Here is a 21,068-nt window from a genome sequence, read left to right as displayed (position 1 = left end):
GGCAAATATAGAAAAATCTCCATAATTAAAAAAATGAAAGAAAATACTCTGTTTTCTGTAAGGTTTAAAAAATTTTTCCTATATTTTGTTCAAATCTGAATTTTTGCAAATTTTTGGAGACTCGGATGGCTGAAAACGAACAGCAGACGATCGTGGTCGGGGCACAAGCCCAATCGGCTAACAATACTATTACCCTGCTCGAAGCCTTGTTTATTCTGTGGAAAAAGCGCTTTACGCTATGCTTGTTCCTCGCTGCGGGTGCCTTAATTGGACTTGTGATTGGTCAGTGGATCCGTCCTCAGTTCACAAGTGACGCCCTGTTGCAGATCGACGTGAAGGGCAATAAGGCGGCAAACCGAGCCATGGGCGAAATGGGTGCCATTTTGGATGTCGCTAGCCCGGCCGATGCTGAAATCGAACTGATCAAGAGCCGTTTGGTGTTGAACTACGTGGTCTCCGAAGAACACTTGAACTACTCGGCAACCCCGACGAGCGCCTTGAACCGCCTTCTCCATCGCGAAGGCCGCATGGATCTCGATTACCTCTTTATTCCGGATATGGCCCGCACCGAAAAGTGGATGGCCGTGGTTACGGGTGATGATACTTACGCGATTTATAATGAAGATGAAACCAAGTTGATTGAAGGCAAAGTGGGCCAGATGCTCAAGGTCTTGTATGCGGGCGATACCTTGCAGATTCGCGTGAGCCGTATGCGTGCCACCATCGGCGAAGAGTTCCGAATCAATATGTCCAATCCGTTGATTGCGGTCCGCAGTCTTGCCGCTGGCCTCAAGGTGGCCGAAAAGGGGAAGCAGACCGGCGTGATTGGCGTGTCTTTCTCGCACCGTTACGCAGACCGCGCTGCCTCGATTCTCAATACCATTGCCAACACGTATGTGCGCCAGAATGTGGAAATGCGCAGCGCCGAGGCCGAAAAGACCTTGGAATTCCTGGAATCGCAGTTGCCTGGCGTGAAGGCGAAACTCGACAGCTCCGAAAAGATTTTGGCCGATTATCGCCATAGCATTGGTTCGGTGGACATGACCGGAGAAACCCAGGCTCACTTGAATAAGGAAGTGGACCTGCAACGCCAGTTGCTTCAGTTGGAACAGGAACGCCAGCAGGCGACGCGTCTGTTTAAAGAAGAACATCCCTCTGTTCAGACAATTGTAAAGCAGCAGAATCGCTTGCGTGGTGAACTCGCTCGCCTCAAGAAAACGGCTGAATCCATGCCGGTGACGCAGCAAGAAATAATCCGCTTGCAAGAAGAAGTGTCGGTGAACAATGCCCAGTATACGGCAATGCTCAACAACATCCAGCAGCTCCGCGTGGTGCGCGCCGGTGAAGTCGGTAACGTGCGCATTGTGGACTTTGCCCAGATTGAACCGATCCAGAGCAAGCCCAAGAAGTTCAACATCTTGGTTTGCTCGATGGCCGCCGCCTTTATGCTTGGCGTGCTCTGGGTATTCATGCTCCGCATGATGCGTAACGGCATCCGTAGCTCCCAGGAACTTGAACATGCTACCGAAGTCAGCGTGTTTGCAAAGATCCCGGAATCCAAGAACAGGCTCCTGCGTGACAAGCGTCACAAGTTGACCCTGGTCGAGGCTGCTCCGAACGACCAGGCGAGCGAAGCGTTCCGCACCCTGCAGACGGCGGTGGATTTCTCGCTTTCCGAAGGCCAGAAGGTGGTCATGGTTTGCGGCTTGGTGCCGGGTGTGGGTAAGTCCTTTGTGTCCAAGAACTTGGCTGCTGTATACGCCATGAACGGCAGACGAGTGCTGCTGGTCGATGCCGACATGCGCAAGGGCGTGATCCGCAGCTCCAAGTATTTGGGACTGACCGAAGTGCTTTCGGGTAAGATTCCTTGGCGTGAGACTGTGGCGGAATCCCGCTGCCAGAACCTGTTCGTAATGGGTTGCGGCAAGCGCTTGATGTCTCCGAGCGAACTATTGCGCCATGATTTGTTCAAGAACCTGCTTGAAGAAATGAAGTCAGAATATGACATGATTTTGGTGGATACCCCGCCCGTAAGCATGGTGACCGATGCCGAATTGATTTTCCCGTTGGTGGACTTTGCCTTGATGGTGGTGCATTACGGAACGGACTCCCTTGCCCAAATTAAGGAAAACCTTGCTAACCTGCGTCGCTATGCCGACAAGCCCTGCGCATTCGTGATGAACCACTGCGAATACGAACCTGGCCACTATAATGGCTATGGATACTACGGAAAAGGGTACTACGGTAAGGGATATTTCAGCAAATCGTAAGAATTTATTATATTTTAACAACAAACTCGTTACCGAAGAAGGAAACAAAACATGAAAAAAATACTTGGGACAGCACTTCTGGCAGCTGGAATCAGCTTTGCCCAGATAGGCATGGAGGGCGGCACTGACGGTCTCCATCAGACCAATGCCAAGACGCTTGGCCAGTGGCATTTTGCCGTTGGTACGGGTGGTAACATTGCCATTGACGGTTGGGCACTTGCTCGTGGCGGTAAGTACAATCATAATGGTAAAGATTACGCCTTCAACTATTGGGACTATACTCAGGCTGGTAACTTCTTCGTGAATGCCGGTTTGACCAACTGGATGGACGTGGGCGTGAGCCTGCCGGTTTACTACGAACACGCCAATTCTAATGGACCTTCCGGTTCAACTAACCAGTGGGGCACGAGCCGCGGCGACTTGAACGTCTGGTCCAAGATCCGTCTCCCGCTCGATACCAACAAGTGGTACGGATTTGCCGCCATGCTCAACATGTATATCCCGACGGGTGAATCGAACGCCGGTGTGCGTCCTCGCCACGCTTGGTACCTGAATAGCAATGGCTATACTCAGCCTTACACTGCTGACGACTGGGCCTTCGGTCTCGGTTTGGTTGGTACTGCTGACCTCACCAAGCTCAGCAACCCGAAGCCCTGGCGCTTCAACATGTTTGCCCAGTACGTTTACCCGCTGGACTTGGACGAAACCCAGGTGCTCGTTTACAGCGCTGGCGTGAACTGGCTCCCGAAGTCCTGGATGGATGTGTTCTTGGAATACTCCGGCGAAATGCGCCTGCAGACCAAGGGCATGTACAAGTTTGAACCGTCTGAAGATCCTATGATCATCACTCCGGGTCTCCGTTTCCACCTGCCGTACAACATCGACTTCGCAATGGGACTTGAAGTGGCAGTCCGCGCCTTCAAGAACCCGTTCTACGATGGCGAAGACGAAATGAAGGGCTGCGAAGATCGCGTCATCAAGTACCAGGGCGAAGACGGCTCTCATATCGAATACTGCTACGCTCCGACCCCGCTCGTTGCCGGTGCAGCACTCCTTACTTGGTACTTCGGTGCCGACATGTGGCGTGATACCGATGGCGATGGCGTGAAGAACAATGCCGACAAGTGCCCGCACACCAAGAAGGGTATTAAGGTCGACGCCGAAGGTTGCCCGCTCGATACCGACAAGGACGGCGTGGTTGATTCTTACGACAAGTGCCCGAACACTCCGGAAGGCGTCTCTGTGAATACTGACGGTTGCGCCGACAAGGATTCTGTGATTATGAACGGCGACAATGACCAGGTGGATTCCGCTGCATTGAACGCTGCTGAACGCGCCCGTCTCGATTCTCTGAACCGCATCGATAGCGACAAGGATGGCATCGCCGACATCAACGACAAGTGCCCGAACACTCCGGAAGGCATTGTGGTTGACTCTGTGGGTTGCATGCTCGACTTCGACGTCGACGGCGTGCCCGACAACAAGGACAAGTGCCCGAATACTCCGGAAGGCATCAGTGTCGATAGCACCGGTTGCCCGATGGACTTCGACCACGACGGCGTGCCTGACAACAAGGACAAGTGCCCGAACACCGCTATGGGCGTGACGGTTGATTCTACCGGTTGTGCTGCCGATAGCGACAACGATGGCGTTGCCGATGGTCAGGACAAGTGCCCGGGTACCATGGCCGGCATGCCGGTTGATTCTGTGGGTTGCGTGCTCGATGGCGACAAGGACGGCGTTCCTGACCCCAAGGACAAGTGCCCGAACACCCTCGAAGGCATTGCCGTTGACACTGTGGGTTGCGCCGTGAACAAGAAGGAAAACCTGGACGAACTCAAGAAGGGTATCCAATTCCAGACCGGTTCTGCCAAGCTCACCAAGAAGAGCTTCACCACCTTGAACGACATTGCTAACCTGATGCGCAAGGTGAAGTCTGCCAACCTCGAAGTGCAGGGCCATACCGACAATACCGGTTCCGAAGCCACCAACCAGAAGCTCTCTGAAAAGCGTGCCCAGGCCGTGGTGGACCACTTGAAGAAGAAGGGTATCGAAGGTGACCGCCTGCGTGCTATCGGTTACGGCTCTGAAATGCCGATCGCCGATAACGAAACGAAGGAAGGCCGCGAACAGAACCGCCGCGTGGAACTCGTTCCGTTTGAAAAGTAATTCGTTGAATTATACAGGGGTCGGCCATTAAGGCCGACCCTTTTTTTTAGCTTGCCTATTGGATCCCGAATATGAAACATCTGATTGTCTGCTTGCTAGTTCTTGCAACGTTTGCCTCGGCTCAGTCTGTAGTGGGCTCCGAACATAATCGCAACCTGCGCACGCTCGACTACCTCCCGATGCTCATGGACTACCATCGCCAGACGGTGGGCGAGTCTCGTCAGTTCTTTACTTATCCTCGCCGTAATTATGATTTTGTCAAAAATTTTGCAGATAAAGAAAGCAATGCGCTGGTATACTATGCCGACTCTTTAGGCTCTGGCGAAGGCGCTCATCATTTTGCAATTGCCGCTTCGCCTATTTTGGGCTTGGACTACCGTGGTGGCGAAGCTTTGGGTGATACGATTTGGCCGGGCATTGATGGCGGCCTGTATTTGCGTGGTTATGCAGACTCGCTTGATTTTGATTTGGATGCTCGCATTTATTCCGAAAGCCATTCGGCAAAAAAGCCCAAGAGCTTTGATGGCGAAGTCTTTGATGTGCAAACCGAAGACGGTAACGCCGGTGCCGATTACGTAAGCTATGCACGCTACCGTGCGCACTTGGGCTTGAACTACGCTTGGGCGCGAATCTCTTTGGCTCGAGACGTATTGCACTGGGGCCCGGGCTATTACAATAACTTGGCTTTTAACCAGTTTGCTCTCCCGTACAATATGTTCAATTTGGACTTTACTTTTGGTCCGTTGCGCGTGTTCAGCGTGTATGCCGACTTGCGCGTGAACAGCTGGAGCTATAGCAAAGACAACTTGAATGATCGTAACCTGTATGCGCATCGCTATGAACTTGCCTTAGGGAACCTGACTGTGGGCATGAGCGAACTGCAGGTGCTTTATAACGAAAATAAACCCTGGCTGTTTGTACCTGTGGTTCCGCTGTTTATCGAGAAGGGTAATTACACGGAACGCGTGAATAACGGGGCGCTCGCTTTCGACATCAATTACCGCTTGTTTAATGCGGTGCGTGTGTATGGTGAATTTTTCTTGGACGACATGGAATCGCCGATGGCTGTGTACGAAAACAAGTACAGCAATAACCGCTGGGCCGGTATGCTGGGTATGCAGGCCGGACATGACTTTAATGTAGGCGGCCATGCGCTTGAACTCGGAACGATTGCTGAAATTGCCCGTGTAGAACCCTACACCTACTGCCATTACGATACGGCAATGGCTCAGATGGCGCATTTGGGAAAGCCATTGGGAAATCCGAACGGCCCCAATAGCTTGGCGATTGACTGGACACTCTATGGCAATCTAGGCCTAAGCGGACTTTCTAGCTTGTTTGTAGGCATCCATCACAAGTGGTTGTGGAAGGGGACCGATTCCGGTAGCAGTATCGATGATCCGTACAAAACGTTGGAAAAACACTTTGTACACAATGCGCCGCTCCATTACACCTTGACTCCTTCCTTGAGCTATAGGGGGAACCATGTGGCATTTATGGGTGAATACGGATTTTTTGACGATAAGTACGTGAATGTGCGAATCGTGTTCATGCTGTAAGGTAAAAAAAATTATATTTGCGGCATTCAAAGGGGCATTAGATGTTAAATGAAAAAGTAAAAAATCTATTCAACAGCTTTAGACTGCGTAAGCGCGTGCTTGCTGCAACAGATGCATTTATCGTTGTAGCTGCAGCGCTTTTTGCAAACTGGCCTTTGCCTGTGGTCGCTGAACGAATCGATCGCCCTGAACTCTTGATTATTTCTGTTACGTGCGTTTTCGGATGCTTTGCGGGCTTGCTCTTTTTCGGAGCTTACAACAAGCTGTGGCGTTATTTTAGCAAGCGAGACTACCTGAGCTGCATCAAGGGTGTGGTGTGTGGTATGGCGGTGGCGTATGGTTTTGTGTACCTCTTCCAGCGTCAGATTTTTGTGGAATTCGCAGTACTCCATACCTTGGTTGCCCTTTTTGGTGTGTGTGCCTTCCGTTACATGTTCCGCGGCACGTTTGTGTCTCTGGTGCGTACGGGTTATAAAGAAGCAGCCTTGGCCAACAAGACCCGCACCATGATTGTGGGGGCTGGTTCTGCCGCCCAGATGTTGATCAAGGAAATCCGCAACAACCAGGCCGACGAAGAAGAAGGCCTCAAGTCCAGCGTGGCGACGCACTTGAATCCGGTATGCCTGGTAGACGATGACCGCTACAAGATTGGCAAGATGTTTGAAGGCGTGTTGGTGGCCGGCTCTACGACCGATATCCCGAAAATCGTCAAGGAAGAACGCATTGAACAGATCATTCTCGCCATTCCGAGTTGCCCGCCCAAGGACCGCCAGACGATTTTGGATATTTGCGGTAAAACGGGTGTCCCTGTAAAGGTGTTGCCCTTTATCGGCAGTCTTTTGGATACCTCTAGCATCGGTGATGGTTCCACCAGTTACGTGAACCAGATTCGTGATATCAACGTAGAAGACTTGTTGGGTCGTGATCCCATTCGCTTTGACAATAAGGATATCCGTGCCTTTATCGAAGGCAAGGTCTGCATGGTGTCGGGTGGTGGTGGCAGTATCGGTTCGGAACTGGTGCGCCAAATCGCCAAGTACAACCCGGCCCAGGTGATTATCGTGGACATTTACGAAAACAATGCCTACGATATCCAGCAGGAATTGCGCATGGAATACGGCGACAAGCTGAACTTGGTGACGTTGATTGCCTCGGTGCGCGACTACTTCCGCATGAACCAGATTTTCAAGAAGTACAAACCCCAGGTGGTGTTCCATGCGGCAGCCCACAAGCATGTGCCGCTCATGGAAAACAACCCCATGGAAGCCATCAAGAACAATGTGATTGGTACCTTTAACATGGGAACCTTGGCGGTGCTGAACGGCGTGAAGAAGTTCGTGATGATCAGTACGGACAAGGCGGTGAACCCCACGAACGTGATGGGTGCCTCTAAGCGCTGCTGCGAAATGATTGTGCAGTTCCTGGCTCAGCAGAAGAGTGGCGAAACGGAATTCGTGACGACTCGTTTTGGTAACGTGCTGGGCTCGAACGGTTCCGTGATTCCGCTGTTCAAGCGTCAGATTGAACAGGGCAAGCCGGTGACGGTGACGCACCCCGATATTATCCGTTATTTCATGACGATTCCTGAAGCCGTGAGCCTGGTGCTTGAAGCGGCCTCGATTGCTCATGGTGGCGAAATCTTTGTGCTTGATATGGGCCACCCGGTAAAGATTGTGACCTTGGCAGAAAACTTGATTCGTATGTACGGCAAGGTTCCGTACAAGGATGTGGAAATCAAGTTTACGGGCCTGCGTCCGGGCGAAAAGCTGCTTGAAGAATTGTTGATGAGCGAAGAAGGCCTGCAAAAGACCAAGAATAAGTTGATTTACATCGGTAAGCAGATTGAAATCGACATGGACAAGTTCATCAACCAACTGTGGGATTTGAAGAACGCTGCAAGCGCCAATGATGACGAAAAGGCCATCAAGGCATTGCATAAGATTGTGCCGACCTTCACCACGCCGGAAGAATTCAACCGCACCGTGAAAATGCCTGCGGTGTAATCCCGCTTGTCATTCCGGGCTTTGTCCCGGAATCTCCTTTGATGCCTGCTAAAAAGCGTTTGCAGAGTGCTGTCTGCTCGCGCCCTGTTGTCGCGACCCAGTTTTATCCTGCATGCGTTAGTGAGATGCCGATGCTGACCTTCGTCAGCATGACATGTGGGTGGAAAATACTCCTAAAAAAATGGCACGCATTGTTTCCTGACGAGAGCCTGCATCCGTCTCCCTGACGTAGGTCAGGGGCGGCTCTTGTCTCCAGATAGCAAGCCTGCTAGAACTGGAAGTAGATGAACGGGCAGGAGTCTGCGCTCATGAACTGGTAGATTACGAAGATGATGAACGCGGTGCTTGCAACCATGAGGGGGAGCGGCTGCGAGGCGAATGCGATGCGGTAGCGGCTCTTGACCTTCTTGGGAATCCAGTGGATAAGCATGCCCGCGATGAACACGAGAATGATGTTGATGTGTTCCCAGGCTATAGTGCCAAGAGTGCCCCATTTCCAGGCGCAACCCATTTGCTGTACCATGTTCTTGGCGGTATTCCAGGCGACTTCGTTGGCTTCGGCAGGGTCTAGGTTCGAACCTGCGCGGAAGAAGAGTCGCGTAAACGTGATGAAAACGAAGGTGAGCGACACGTTCCAGGCAACATAAATCCAGTGGAAGGTCTTGTCGCTGAACAGGCGGAACACCCATACGGCGTAAATGCCGGTGAAGAGCACGCCGAAGTAGACTGCAGTAATCGCGAAGATGGCGGTGTGCGTCTGCTTGAAGATTATGGCGCTTGCAGCGAACAGGATGAACGAGGCGATGGCGCGGAACTTGAGGCTGCGCTTGCACCAGATTTTGTTGAATACCTGGCCAAAGCCGTTCAGGCCACCCCAAATGATAAAGTTCCAGCTGGCACCGTGCCACCAACCGCCCACGATCTGGGTGGCCATGGCGTTCATGTTGGTGGTAATGAACTTGCGCGATTCGGGCCTAAAGTAGGCGACAACGGAAATGTAGATGAATAACAGGGCAAGCATGACACCCACGAGCACGCTGCCCGAAAGCATGATTGCCACAAGGCTCAAAAATGCCATCCAGAAATAGGTGCCGATGGTCGCGTTACGGTTACCGCCCAAGGGAATGTACAGGTAGTCGCGCCACCAGCTAGAAAGACTGATGTGCCAGCGGCGCCAGAATTCGGTGGGACTGAGGGCCTTGTAAGGGCTGTTAAAGTTCTGCGGCAGGCGGAATCCCATGAGGAGGGCAACGCCAATGGCAATGTCGGTATAGCCCGAGAAGTCGGCGTACACCTGCAGCGAGTAAGCAAAGAGCGCAATCAGGTTTTCGAGGCCGGTAAACAGCAGGGGAGTGTCGAAAACGCGGTCCACGAAGTTGGTGGCCAGGTAGTCACTCAGAATGATCTTCTTGGCGAGGCCATTCAGAATCCAGAACACGGCAATGCCAAAGGTACGGCGCGGCAAGAAATACTTGCGGTAAAGTTGCGGCACGAACTTGTCGGCGCGCACAATCGGGCCAGCCACAAGCTGCGGGAAGAACGTGAGGTAAAAGCCAAAATTCAGGATGTTGTCGACAGCCTTGATTTTACCGCGGTAAATATCGATGCAGTAACTCATTGCCTGGAAGGTGAAGAACGAAATACCCACCGGCAAAATGATGGTGTCTACCAGCGAATGCGTGCCGAACATCTTGTTGCTTGCGGCGGCGAAGAAGTTGTACACGTGCAGTTCGATACCGGTAAAGTCGTAGAGGGCATCCAAGAAGAAGTAAGAGTATTTATAGTAGCAAAGCACTAGCAGGTCGATGATGACCACGATGATCATCCAAAGCTTCTTTTTCCACTGCTCCTCGGCTTTTTCAATCCACTTGCCGATAAAGAAGTTCGCTACCACGCAGAAAATGAGAATGCAAACGTAGCTGCCGCTCGTCTTGTAGTAGAAGAACATGCTGGTCGCAAACAGGAAGGCGTTGCGCAACAGAATGCGATTCTTGATCAGGGTGAGGGCCGCAAATACAAAGGCGAAAAATCCCCAGAAATAGAACTGCGTAAACAGCAGCGGACTGTTCGGGTCAAACGCAAAGGTTCGAGTGAGGAATGGAATGACGTAGTCGAGCATAAGGGGGTCGGTTATTTCACTTCAGACTTGGTTTGTGCGGGGAGATTTGCGATGTGTTCTTGATAGCTGTTGATGATAGCCTTGTAGAACAGATCGCCAAGGAGGTTGTAGCCGGAAAGTTTGAAATGCACTTTGTCGGCTTTGGCGAGGTCGGCACGTTCCCACTTGGACATGGAGCCGAGGCCGCCCATAATGCCGAACTTGTCCCAAACGCCGGCCTTGTGCTTTTCAGCCAGGGCAAAGAATGCCTTGCGGGCAACATCGCCGTTCGGGTGCTGCACGAAGCGTTTCTTCTTGACTTTGCGATACATGTCGTTGTTGGTCTCGAAGATAATCGCTACGTTCGGGTTGACCTTCTTGATGCGGGCGATAAGCTTGTCGTAGTCGTCTTTAAACTGCTTGTCGTTGAATTTTTCCACGTTCGCATCGTTAATGCCGATGGCAAAAATCACGAGGTCGGGCTTGTAGAAGGACAGTTCCTTTTCGAACTGCGGGCAGACTTCTTCGAAATAGTCGTGCACCTTAGCACCGTTAATGCCAACGCCGGTGTAGGTGATGCCCGGAGCATCGGTCTCGGTGAGAATGCCGGTGAGCGTAAAGCGCGGGCGAGCGTTTTTCTTGACGGAATCGGGTACAGCGACCTGTTCAATGCAATGTTCGTTGGCGTAGTTGGTCGAATCGATTTCACCCTCGGCGTAATTGACGGCAGGCTTGTTCAACTTTTCGGCGCAGGCGCGAGATTTGCTCTTCGCTTCTTCGCGACGCAGGCATGCCGTATCAAGAACGTCGCATTCACCTTGGAACATGGAATCGCGGGCGACTTCAGGCAGGGCAACGTTGTTCGGAATCTTAGCCGGAATCACGTTGGAATCTTTCTTGTTCTGGGCGGTATCGCCGTTCGCTTTCTTGACCGAATCTTCCTTGGCGCGTGCGATAGAATCCTGGAAAAGCGAGTCGGTAATGAACTTTGCAATTTCGGCCTGCTTCAAGGAATCAATCCAGCGGAAGGCGATTTGAATCGTGTCAATCGGGCGCGGACTTGTAAACACGTAGCTCTGGCTTGCGGAATCGAGAATGCCGTAGATATCGGTCGAATCGACGCGCAACACGGGTACGACATCGTTGTTGTCGCTGTAGCCAAAAAGTCTGAGTTTGGTTTCGCCCCAAATCGGGGTAGAGTTGTACCTGTCAAGGAGCAATGTGATTTCGGAACGCGGGTCGCTGGTGCTCACGGCAATACCAAGCAAACCAAGCGGTTTCTTGATTTCACGCTGCACGTTCTTGTTCATGTCCCAAATGCCCTTGTAAGCGCTGGCGTAGCTCGCGGGCGTATTGGTGCGGGCGGCAGAATAAGGGAATACGAATCCGCGACCGGCAGAGGCTCCCGGGTATTCTTTAATGAGGTGCTCGCGAATGCGGCCCGAAATCACGTCGGCCTGCAGGTGCGAGCCGCCCACGTGCAGAATGCGAACCTGCCCACGGTTTTCGAACACGAGCGTATCCATCTTGTTAAAGAAAGCGTTGAACGAGGCGTTGCCCTTGGGAAACTGGATCACGTTCTGCGTGGTGTCGATAAAGTCGTAGCGCGAAAGGTCTATGTTATAGCTGCCCGGCGCCGTCGAGGCGTCTTTAGCCAAAACGTTTTGTGCAAAAACAGAAAGTGCGATGAACGCAAAGGTCCGGAGTACGCGTGTCATTTCTTTTTCGCTCCTTTCATATCATTTTTCTTTGCCGCCGGGACAATGGTTTTGGTTGCCTGGATCTTAGCAGGAAGCGGGGCTTGCTTTGCTACAGGTTTTGCAGCTGGCTTGGCGGCAGGTTTTGCAGCCGGTGCCGGAGCAGGCTTTGCTACAGGTTTTGCGACCGGTGCCGGCTTTGCCGCAGGCTTCGGTGCGGGGGCAGCCTTCTTGACTGGTTTGGCAGCGGGCTTGGGTTTGGTGACAGGCTTGGGTGCGGGCTTGTTCTCGGCGCTCCACTGGTGCAGTTCTTTCAACTTTTCGTCACTGATGTTGTGACGGTCGCGGAACTTGAAGTAGTCGTAATGCATGCGCAGGGCTGAGCAGAACAGATCGCCCATGTAGGCGGCGCCGCGGCGGGTAAAGTGAATGTGGTCGGTAAAGCCGAGGGCGGGTTCCTTGTTCACCCACTTGATCATCGCTCCGTTTCCGCCCATCACGCGGTGCATGTCCCAATAGGCGGCTCCGTTTTCAAGAGCGACTTCGCGTAGAGCCTTGATTGTCATGTTCAAGCCGGCGTAGGTCTGCCACTGGCCATCTTTTTGACGGGCCATGTCAGCCGGGCCAATGAACAAGATGTCCGCATCGGGGTTTGCCTTTTGTACGGCCTGAATTTGGCGCGTAATGATTTTCTTGGTCCAGTCGATGTTGCCCGAATTGATGCTCGGCACCAGGTTGCCGCCGTATTCCATAATAATCAGGCGGACGTTCATGGCCTTGTAAGATTCTGCCAAAAGTTCAGAATCGATGCGGTGGAAGATTGTGCCCGAAGAGCCGCGCATGGCCACGTTGTCGACTGCGACACCGTAAGCGCCGTCTGCAGAAATGGCGTAGACTTCGGCATTGCCCGAAAGGTACATCTTCGCAATGGACGTGGTATCCTTCAGCTTCCAGGTGTACACTTTGAGTTTATTGTAAGTGTCGATAATCGGTTCGCCAGCGTCAACCACCTTGGTGGAATGCTTTTCTTTCGGCGTGCCGTCGGCTTCTTGGCCTACGGTGTCTACAACGGTCTGGTTGACGTTGAGTCTGACCTTGAGGCGAGCATTCTTGTTGGTGAGAAGGCGGATGGTGCTGTAACCGCCCACGTGGCTGAACTGTTTCTTGCGTTCTTTGCGGCGTTGAATGGTAATGGAGGCTTCGCCTTCAAGCTTGGCGAGCTGGGCCAGAGGTCCATAGCGCGTGTGTTCGGCCTCGTCTTCTTTGGGGCCAAACAGAATGTAGCGCGAAAGCGCGCCCACACCGGCATGGCTTGTGGTCATGGACGGCACGGTCATAATGGCGGGCATCATGCCGGGGCCTGCGCCACCGAATTCATCTTGCAAGTCTTCGCGAATGGTGGCCGAGATTCGGTCTTCTTCAAGCTGTGAGTCGCCGTAATGCACGACGTGTACAACGTTCGAATCGAGGGAGGCGAGTTCCAGGTGCAAGAAGAATCGGTCAAACCACGTGGCGTCGTTGTTCGGCAAATCGAAACGCGTTTTGCCCTTTTCAAAAAAGTCCTCGTAGAACTTGAGCGAGTCGCTGAAGGCGGAAAACTCTTTGCGCTTGGTCGCTTCCATCATTTCACGGATGGCTTCTTCAGGGTCGCCCTGGGTAGAATCGCTGAGCGAATCGCCGGAGGACTGCTTTACGAAGATTTCGGTGAGCTTCGGGTAGCGGAGCGTGGAGTCGCCGATATGGATTCCGTCATCGGGGTAGATGATGGCGATAAAGCCAAGAAGGGCGAACAGGCTGATAATAGATAAGAGAACTTTTAAGGGGGACATCATAAGCGTTTAACTATTTATGCCTTCAAGCGCTCCACGATGGCTTCTGTATTTCCGACGAACATTTCGCCGGTGCGCATGTCCTTGTATTCGAATTCACCTGCGGCAGCCTTGGATCCGTCGACGTACACGACGATTTTGGCGCCCTGGTAGTTGGCTTGGTCGAGCTGCTTGCCCATTTTCATGGCGGCGAGCGGGTGAGCGACCGAGAAGGGTTTGCCCCCTTCTTTGCTAGAGCTTGCGCAGCGGAATACCTGTGCGGTTTCGAACACCTTCTTCATGTCGTTGGTAAAGCTTGCGATGTAGAAATCGACGCTCTGCTTGGGGCTCGGGAGCAGGTTGTGTTCGGCGAGCAAGTCGGCGAGCACTACGTCGCCCATGCCAAAGCCCACGCCCGGGATGCGTTCGCCACCGAGTTTTTCGGTGAGACTGTCGTAACGTCCACCGCCAGCGATGGCGCGCATGGATTTGCCCTTGTCAAAAACTTCGAATACGATGCCGGTGTAGTAGGCGAGGCCGCGAACAATGGAGAGATCCATGTTCACGCATTCGCCGTAACCAGCGGCGGTAAGGGTGGCGAACAGGTCTTCGATTTCGGCGAGGGCTGCAGTTGCGTTTTCGCTGTGAACCTTGGTCTTGACTTCTTCGATGGACTTACAACTCATGAAGTCGTCGAGCTTTTTCACTTGGTCTTCGGAGAGGCCTGCGTCGGCCAGAGCCTTGGCAAATGCTTCGGGGCCGATTTTTAAGCGGCGGTCAAGTACCGGGTAAACGAGAGCCGGATTCGGGGCACCGATTTCTTCGAGGTAGGTGGCCAGGAGCTTGCGGCTTGAAACGCCAATGGCAAATTCGCCATCTTTGAGGCCGAACTTGCGGAGCATTGTTGCGATGGCTGCCATCAGGTCGGCTTCGGCGTAAATGCTTTCGGTGCCGATGATGTCCATGTTTAGCTGGAAGAATTCGCGGAGGCGGCCCTTCTGCGCCTTTTCGTAACGGAACAGGCGCGGCATGCTGAACCACTTGAAAGGCTTCTTGAGTTCGCGGGCCTTCTGGATTACGAGGCGGGCGAGCGTCGGAGTCATTTCGGGGCGGAGTGCGATTTCGCGGTCGCCCTTGTCTTTAAAGTTGTAAAGCTGGCTGACGATTTCTTCGCCGGACTTGCCCGTATAAAGCTCCAAATGTTCAAACATCGGGCCTTCGTATTCTTCGTAGGCAAAAGATTCGGCGACGCTGCGCCAGGTGTCAAAAATGTAATTCTGGATGCGCTCGGCTTCCGGGTAAAAATCGCGTGTGCCCTTAGGCAACTGGGGGATAGAAATGCTCATAGTGAGCGGAAATATAGCAATTAGAATGTAGAGCTTAGAACTTAGAACTTAGAAATCGCGGTCATTCTAAGTTCTACCAACTAAGCTCTACCAACTACTTTATCTCGATCATCGGGCTGGTTTCGCTGAGCAAGTAGGTCCATTCCTCGCGAATCTTGTTGTATTCCGCCGGGTCGGCGTAAAGTGCGAAGGTGGTCCACTTGATGCTGTTTTTGCCGTCATAATTCTTCTCGAAGCTCACGTAATCCGGTTCGCGGTTCAGCTTCTTGGGACCGGTAATTTTGACTTTTTTGCCGCTCGGGGCGGTAACGCTTAATTTGTATGCAAACTGCGTTTCGTGGGGCATGCGAATCGGGTGGTGACGCTTGGAAACCTTCGGGAGCTTGAACAGGCTGCGTTCCCACACGTTCGGGAATCGGCCCTTGAGTTCGGAACCGCCCTGGCCAAAGTAACCCTTGGAGGCGTAAGTCACAATCAGGGCCAGCGGCTTGTTGAATTCGGCGAGGTTTTCGATGCGAATGTTGCCGATGCTCACGTCGGGGATACCCGAAGCGAGGAAGTCTTCCATCAGCTTTTCCTGTTCCTTGGCGTCGCGGCCAAAGAAGCGGTTACGCATCACACTGGCGAACTTGCCCTGCAGCGAAATCGAGTCGCGGAATTCGCAAGCGCCGTCGTTTCCGATAAACAGACGGTGTTCAATGCCAATCTGATGTTCCTGATTGTCTTCGAGAATCGGCGTGGTGACCACATGGCTGCTGTCATCGTTGATCACGAGCGCGACCTTGCCTTCCATGTCGAGCGGGACGGGGCGATCGTTGCCGGTCTTGTCGGTGGCGTCGACCCAGCGCTCGGTGACTTGACCCTGCGCCGGAATGTAGAGAATCATGTGGTTGAACTGCTGAATCGTCGGGAGGCCGGCAAAGCCTTCTTCGGTCAGGTGAATGGCGGTGAGGTAGCTCTTGATGCCGATAGATTCAAGCATTTCCTTGAGCAAGAGTGCCATGTCCTTGCAGTCGCCCTGGTGCTTTTTGAGCGTGACTTCGGCGGTTTGCGGAATCAGGCTGTGTCCGCCGAATCGCACGTCGCGGTAGCGAATATCGTGGCGCACAAAGTTCACGATGGCCTTGACGGCGTTGTCGTTTGCCTTGCTGCCGCGGACTTCGCGGGCCTTTTCACGCACGCTCACGGCCTGCTTGAACTGGTGCTTGATCAGGTTCTGGTAATCTTCGCCCACGTTCTTCCATTCCTGCTTGCCGGTAAGCATCAGGCCTGCGCCAAAGTCGCGGTACACGGGCATGTAAAGCTCTTTGCGGATAATGACAGGGTTTTCGATCTTCCATTCAATGCCGCCCTTGATGGTCTTCTTTTCGAGCGGGCCGTATTCTTCGGTCACAAAACGGGCGGTGTCGGCGTAAATGCGGAAGCTGGACTGGCCCACAGGAACGTCCTTGCTGCTCACGAAGTCGGTGTAGGGAATCATGCCCTTGTTTTCGATGTTCGTGCGGCTGAACTGCAGGTAAATAAAGTCGCCCGGCTCCAGTTCCTGCAGCGGGAAGTGCGCCGTCTGCGATTCGTTCTGGCCGCCGATTTCGGTGGCGTAGGTAATGTAGGCGCCGTTCAGGTTCGCCTTCTGCTTCAGGTTCCAGTTGCTGTCGTAGACTTCGAGGGCGTTTAGGTAAATGCGGTCAAATCCGGGCAAGAAATCGAAGGTGAATTCGCGATAGATGGCGGCGCCGCGAATGTCGAGGATTTCCATGAGCATTTCGTCGGTGCGGACCCAGTTTGCGCCCTTTTCGGCTTTCAAGGTCTGCTTGTTGTAATGCACCACAGCAGGGAAATCGCCTTCGGTGCCCTGCTTCTTGGCGCTTTCGCTGAGGAGTCCCTTCAGGTTCTTGGTGCGTTCTTCCACCGGCGTAATCGGCTTTTGCAGCGTGCGGTTGTCTGCCTTGCCGAGGAATGCCTTCGTGGCGCTGAGGAAGCTCTTGGCGTCTTCGTTATCGGGCTTGAGGGCGAGCGCCTTGGTGAGCGACTTTTCGGCGTCGCGGTAGTTGCGGCTGTAGAAGAGAATCTTGCCCTGCGTGGTCCAAATCTTGTAGTCGTTGCGGTCCTTGGCGAGTGTTTCTTCGCTGATGGCGCGGGCTTCTTCGTAGCGACCGAGGAACATGAGGGCGTCCATCAAGGTGCTTCCGAGTTCCACGCTCATGCCAAAGCGGCGGCGCACCTGGTAAAGAATATCGACGGCTTCGGCGTACTGGTCGAGGCCCATGTAAGTTTTGGCGAGGTAAACACCCAAACGGCTGCTCGGCTGCGTGTCGTAAAGGCGTTGCACGACTACCAGCGACTGGTTGCGCTGACCGAGTCCCCAGAGGGCGTCGCTCAAGTTGATCACGTATTCCGGATTGTTCGGCGTGTAGCGGAGGGCAGCTTCGGCGCATTCGCGGGCGCGGCCGTAGTCGAACAAGGCTTCGTACATTTCGCCGAGAATCGAGAGCAGTTTGCCGTTCTTTTGCACCAGTTCGCGCTGGCTTTCAAAGTGGCTGATGCCCGGACCGTAAAGTTCCTTCATCTGGTACACGAATCCGCAGTTGATCAGGTAGAGAGGCTCTTCGGGGTCCATGCGGTTCGCGCGTTCAAAGTAGCTGAGCGCCACCAGCGGCTGGTTTTCGAGCAGGCGCAAAATGCCCACCTGGCTCATGATGGCGGCGTTGAATTTTGCCTGCTTTTTGGCGGATTCGGCATCGCTTGCGGTGGCGGGCTTTTCGCCCACGGTCAGGCCTTCGATACCGTGCTGCATGACCTTGGCGTATTTCTTCTTGTTCACGCCCTGGGTCCAGCTGACAATCAAGATTCCGCGGCCGTCATCGTAGAAATAGCGACCTGTGTAGTAGAAGTCAAACTTGTTGACCACGTGAGTCAGGCTAAAGTCTTGCGCGTAGCGGTCGCCGACCTTTTGGCGGTAGCTTTCGATGGTCGGATTATTCGGGTCAACGCCCAGGCGCACGAGCAGCACCTTGAACAAATCCTGCGAATTCACGGCGTCGCTTTCAACGGTTGCGCCGTAAACGAACAGTGAAACGTCTTCGGCCTTGTTTGAAAGCACCAGGTCGGGGTCGTCATTCTGGCGGGCGATTCCTGTCCAGTGATGCCAGAGAGTATCCTTCACGGCCCAAGTGTAGCCGAGAGCGGGGGAGTTGAAGCTTTGCACGTTGTTCGGCGAGAGTTCCGGGCCTTCGCTTGCAGCAGTTTCGCGCATGCTGAAGTTCGCGAAGAACTCTTTCCACTCGTTCTTGAGTTCGCCCGGCTGGAGCGCCGTGTCGGTGGCAGAAAGCGTGAGCGTGTACACGCGGCTTCCTGCACCTGTTACAAAGCCCACTGCTTCATAGGGGCTGTCGTAGCGCTTGCCCGCAACGTCAAAGAATACGCCTGTACCGCCGAAATTTTCTTCGGGGTAGGTCTCGGCGAGAGTCGCCTTCTTGCCGCTCGATTCAAAAGCCTGCATTTCCATCTGGGCGCGGTCCATGAGTCGCATGGGTTCGCCCTTGGGGAGTTCGATTTCGACCAGGACCGCGCGGCGTCCCGTGCTGGCGTTGTAAAATTCATAGGGGACGCCGCTCTCGTGGGCGCTTCCGTCGTCATCGCCCACGAGCGCCCAGTCGCCTGCGCCGCCCTGCGGCAGGATGAAGCTGAAACCGTCGGAGCTGAAACTGTTGGCGGTGTTTCTGCGGGCCGATTTGGTGCTCGCGTCCGAATTTACAGCCGAACCTTCATCAAAATAGTCGTCCGTGTAGCTCCCGGAACCCCCGTTCCCAGCCACTTCGGACGTTTTCGGGTCCGATTCGGTCAGCGGCTTTCCGTTACCGGCGCAAGAAATTAAAGATGCAACAAACAACAGCCCAAACAGCGGGGCGCAAAAACTGGGGATACGACCAAATTTTTCAAACAAAGAATTGCTCATGACAACAAAAATAAAAAAACGGAGCGCGCAAGCCCCGAAATTCCATAGTCCAAGGTGGAATATGACTGTACCCGAGACAAGTAGGGTTTATGATTGTTTTTTATAAACGTGAAGATTTTTTTACGTCCGAAACTCGTGAACCCGTTCATTCCCGGTGAGCTGGGATACCGCAGCGTTGAGCCCGATATTCTTTTGACGAATGACCGTGGCGAAAACTCCCCGAAAGACCGCATTTCTATTGAAGTGCAGCATGAAGACAATAACTCCTTGTTCAAGGACCGCTTGGTCCTTTATGTGGCTCGCCTTACGAACAATATGGTAAAGCAGGGCGAAGTTCCGCAACTTGAAAACTTGCATGTGGTCAGTTTCCAGTTCTTTGACGCGTTCGCGAAATCGCCAAATTACCGCCATACGGTACAGTTGAGGAATCAGGAGCAGGAAGTCTATTTTGACCGGCAGACAGTGACGTTGGTTGAAGTGGCGAAGTTTCTCAAGAACGCGAAGGACTATGTCGGCGACAACTGCCGCTTGGCTCAGTGGCTCCGCGCCATCGACACGTTGAATCGCGAAGCCGATTTCAGTGAATTTGCAAATGATCCCGTGTTCAAGGTCTTGCAAAACGAGGTGAAATTATGTAATTTCAGTTCGAGGTATCTTATGACTGTGGACATGAGCGATTTTGATCGAGCCGTAGCCGAGTATTCAACGAAAATGGATATTGCGAAGAAAATGCTTGAACAGGGAAAACTCTCTGTGACAGAAATTTCTGCAGTTACGGGGCTTCCGGAAGCAAAAATTCGTGACTTGAAATAAACCTTTTAATAAAATGTGGCGGTCGAAAGGCCGCCGATTTCATACACAGCTTATTTCTATATTTCTCGTGAATTTATTTGAGGTTCGGAGGTCTTCTGTGAAGATTTTTACATTGCGTCATTCTTGGCCTGTCATTCTCGAAGCGAAGCGTAGGGAATCCATACTTCTTGCCATGGCTCTTGTCTTTGCGGCGTTCACTGCATGCGACAGCAGTTCCAGCAGTACTGACCCTGACCCGATTGCGGAAGTTTCGAGCAGTAGCGATGATGATGAAGTTTTCTCCTCGAGTTCCGTTACGGACAAAGGAACATCTTCCGGTGGCAGTTCGGTGTCGTCGGAAAAGCCTAGTTCCTCTACTGATACCAAGAGTAGTTCGTCTATCGGATCAATGTTTTCAGTGAGTTCAAGTGTATCCTTAGGTAGTAGTTCTGCTTCTCTAATGGATTGTTTAGACGAAGGGGAAATTGTTCGCATAAGAGATAGGCAAACTGGAGAAGATGTGATGTATATCTGCCAGGACGGTTACTATGTGTCGTATATTCGCTCCAGTTCTTCCGCAACGTCTAGCAGTAGCTATTTCAATATGGACAGCCTTTACAACAGCAAGATATCGTATGGGGAATTTGTAGACTCGCGTGACGGGCAAAAGTACAGGACTCTCCACATAACGACATCATGGTTGGCGCTCCCCGAGTTTGATGCTTTCGCACAAAACTTGAATTATGGCGTTCAGATAAAGCTTGACGTGACCGAATTTGATGACGGAAAAGTTGAAAAATACTGTTATGACGATGACCCGTGGTATTGTGACAATGGCTTCGGCGGCTTGTATAGCTGGAGCGAGGCGATGGGGCTCCCCAAGGCCTGCGATAGCGTCTGGACGGGTACGCCCCCCGCATGCCCGGATTCCATATTTCCTGGAAGGGAATATGAATGGCAATGGGACGATTTGATTATTCAAGGAGTGTGTCCGGATGGGTGGCACGTGATGAATGGCACAGAATGGCAAGCGTTAATAAAGGGTTTGGATGGGAGTGAGAGTGGTACGCAACTTATTTCGGCCGTGAGCAGAGGTCGGAATGGTACGGGCTTTTCTGCTGTATATGGTGGTATGACAAAACTCCCGACGCAATACGAACGTATGGGAGAATTGGGTGTCTATCATTTGCCGTTTGAGTATGAAGCCGGCAGGAATAGATCAGTAGGAATGACTAGAAGTATTGGTATAACTTACAAGGATCATCACCCTAAAAACGAAGGGCTTTCCGTTCGCTGCGTCAAGGACTACTAGTCCTAAACCATTGTCCATCAAAAAATTAAACAATAGTCGGGCTGGCTGAACTTGCCCAT

At 52.8% G+C, this 21,068-nt stretch carries 11 protein-coding genes; 6 read left to right on the top strand and 5 right to left on the bottom strand.

Annotated features, from left to right (window positions below; translation table 11 throughout):
* Positions 1 to 125 precede the first annotated feature (125 nt).
* From B7989_RS11755 to B7989_RS11740, 4 genes are all read left to right on the top strand, one after another.
* Positions 126 to 2,270, top strand: coding sequence for a polysaccharide biosynthesis tyrosine autokinase (locus tag B7989_RS11755; protein ID WP_088628675.1), 2,145 nt, complete (start codon positions 126 to 128; stop codon positions 2,268 to 2,270).
* A 51-nt stretch (positions 2,271 to 2,321) separates the two neighbouring features.
* Positions 2,322 to 4,439, top strand: coding sequence for an OmpA family protein (locus B7989_RS14295; RefSeq protein ID WP_088628674.1), 2,118 nt, complete (start codon positions 2,322 to 2,324; stop codon positions 4,437 to 4,439).
* A gap of 71 nt (positions 4,440 to 4,510) precedes the next feature.
* Positions 4,511 to 5,998 (top strand): hypothetical protein, encoded by a 1,488-nt coding sequence (locus tag B7989_RS11745; RefSeq protein WP_088628673.1) that lies wholly within the window; start codon positions 4,511 to 4,513, stop codon positions 5,996 to 5,998.
* Positions 5,999 to 6,039: 41 nt separating this feature from the next.
* Positions 6,040 to 8,001, top strand: a complete 1,962-nt coding sequence (locus B7989_RS11740; protein ID WP_088628672.1) for a nucleoside-diphosphate sugar epimerase/dehydratase — start codon at positions 6,040 to 6,042, stop codon at positions 7,999 to 8,001.
* A gap of 268 nt (positions 8,002 to 8,269) precedes the next feature.
* On the opposite strand, the gene B7989_RS11735 is transcribed toward B7989_RS11740, so the two are convergent.
* The 5 genes from B7989_RS11735 to B7989_RS11715 form a co-directional block, all read right to left on the bottom strand.
* Positions 8,270 to 10,120, bottom strand: a complete 1,851-nt coding sequence (locus B7989_RS11735; protein ID WP_088628671.1) for an MBOAT family protein — start codon at positions 10,118 to 10,120, stop codon at positions 8,270 to 8,272.
* An 11-nt stretch (positions 10,121 to 10,131) separates the two neighbouring features.
* Complete coding sequence (locus tag B7989_RS14200) at positions 10,132 to 11,817, bottom strand: GDSL-type esterase/lipase family protein (RefSeq protein WP_233144405.1); 1,686 nt, start codon at positions 11,815 to 11,817, stop codon at positions 10,132 to 10,134.
* Complete coding sequence (locus tag B7989_RS14020; RefSeq protein ID WP_158212912.1) at positions 11,814 to 13,628, bottom strand: hypothetical protein; 1,815 nt, start codon at positions 13,626 to 13,628, stop codon at positions 11,814 to 11,816. The genes B7989_RS14200 and B7989_RS14020 overlap by 4 nt, the downstream gene beginning before the upstream one ends.
* A gap of 14 nt (positions 13,629 to 13,642) precedes the next feature.
* Positions 13,643 to 14,950, bottom strand: a complete 1,308-nt coding sequence (gene hisS / locus B7989_RS11720; RefSeq protein WP_088628670.1) for a histidine--tRNA ligase — start codon at positions 14,948 to 14,950, stop codon at positions 13,643 to 13,645.
* Between the two features lie 94 nt (positions 14,951 to 15,044).
* Positions 15,045 to 18,905 (bottom strand): DUF3857 domain-containing protein, encoded by a 3,861-nt coding sequence (locus tag B7989_RS11715; RefSeq protein ID WP_088628669.1) that lies wholly within the window; start codon positions 18,903 to 18,905, stop codon positions 15,045 to 15,047.
* Between the two features lie 108 nt (positions 18,906 to 19,013).
* Between B7989_RS11715 and B7989_RS11710 the strand changes: the two genes are divergently transcribed.
* Together B7989_RS11710 and B7989_RS11705 are read left to right on the top strand one after the other, a co-directional pair.
* On the top strand, positions 19,014 to 19,718 hold the full coding sequence (locus B7989_RS11710) for a PD-(D/E)XK nuclease family transposase (protein ID WP_158212911.1): 705 nt from the start codon (positions 19,014 to 19,016) through the stop codon (positions 19,716 to 19,718).
* A 97-nt stretch (positions 19,719 to 19,815) separates the two neighbouring features.
* Entirely contained in the window at positions 19,816 to 21,009 is a 1,194-nt protein-coding gene (locus B7989_RS11705; RefSeq protein ID WP_158212910.1) for an FISUMP domain-containing protein, read from the top strand.
* Positions 21,010 to 21,068: the final 59 nt, after the last annotated feature.

Origin of the sequence: Fibrobacter sp. UWB5 (assembly GCF_002210295.1) — a bacterium.
Lineage (GTDB): Bacteria > Fibrobacterota > Fibrobacteria > Fibrobacterales > Fibrobacteraceae > Fibrobacter.
The sequence above is the reverse complement of the archived record's forward strand: the minus strand, read 5'-3'. Positions and strand labels throughout refer to the sequence as shown.

What these genes read in the sequence shown, in the direction of transcription:
- B7989_RS11755 (WP_088628675.1), top strand. Translation starts at nt 126, where the DNA reads ATGGCTGAAAACGAACAGCAGACGATCGTGGTCGGGGCACAAGCCCAA.
- B7989_RS14295 (WP_088628674.1), top strand. Translation starts at nt 2,322, where the DNA reads ATGAAAAAAATACTTGGGACAGCACTTCTGGCAGCTGGAATCAGCTTT.
- B7989_RS11745 (WP_088628673.1), top strand. Translation starts at nt 4,511, where the DNA reads ATGAAACATCTGATTGTCTGCTTGCTAGTTCTTGCAACGTTTGCCTCG.
- B7989_RS11740 (WP_088628672.1), top strand. Translation starts at nt 6,040, where the DNA reads ATGTTAAATGAAAAAGTAAAAAATCTATTCAACAGCTTTAGACTGCGT.
- B7989_RS11735 (WP_088628671.1), bottom strand. Translation starts at nt 10,120, where the DNA reads ATGCTCGACTACGTCATTCCATTCCTCACTCGAACCTTTGCGTTTGAC.
- B7989_RS14200 (WP_233144405.1), bottom strand. Translation starts at nt 11,817, where the DNA reads ATGACACGCGTACTCCGGACCTTTGCGTTCATCGCACTTTCTGTTTTT.
- B7989_RS14020 (WP_158212912.1), bottom strand. Translation starts at nt 13,628, where the DNA reads ATGATGTCCCCCTTAAAAGTTCTCTTATCTATTATCAGCCTGTTCGCC.
- hisS (WP_088628670.1), bottom strand. Translation starts at nt 14,950, where the DNA reads ATGAGCATTTCTATCCCCCAGTTGCCTAAGGGCACACGCGATTTTTAC.
- B7989_RS11715 (WP_088628669.1), bottom strand. Translation starts at nt 18,905, where the DNA reads ATGAGCAATTCTTTGTTTGAAAAATTTGGTCGTATCCCCAGTTTTTGC.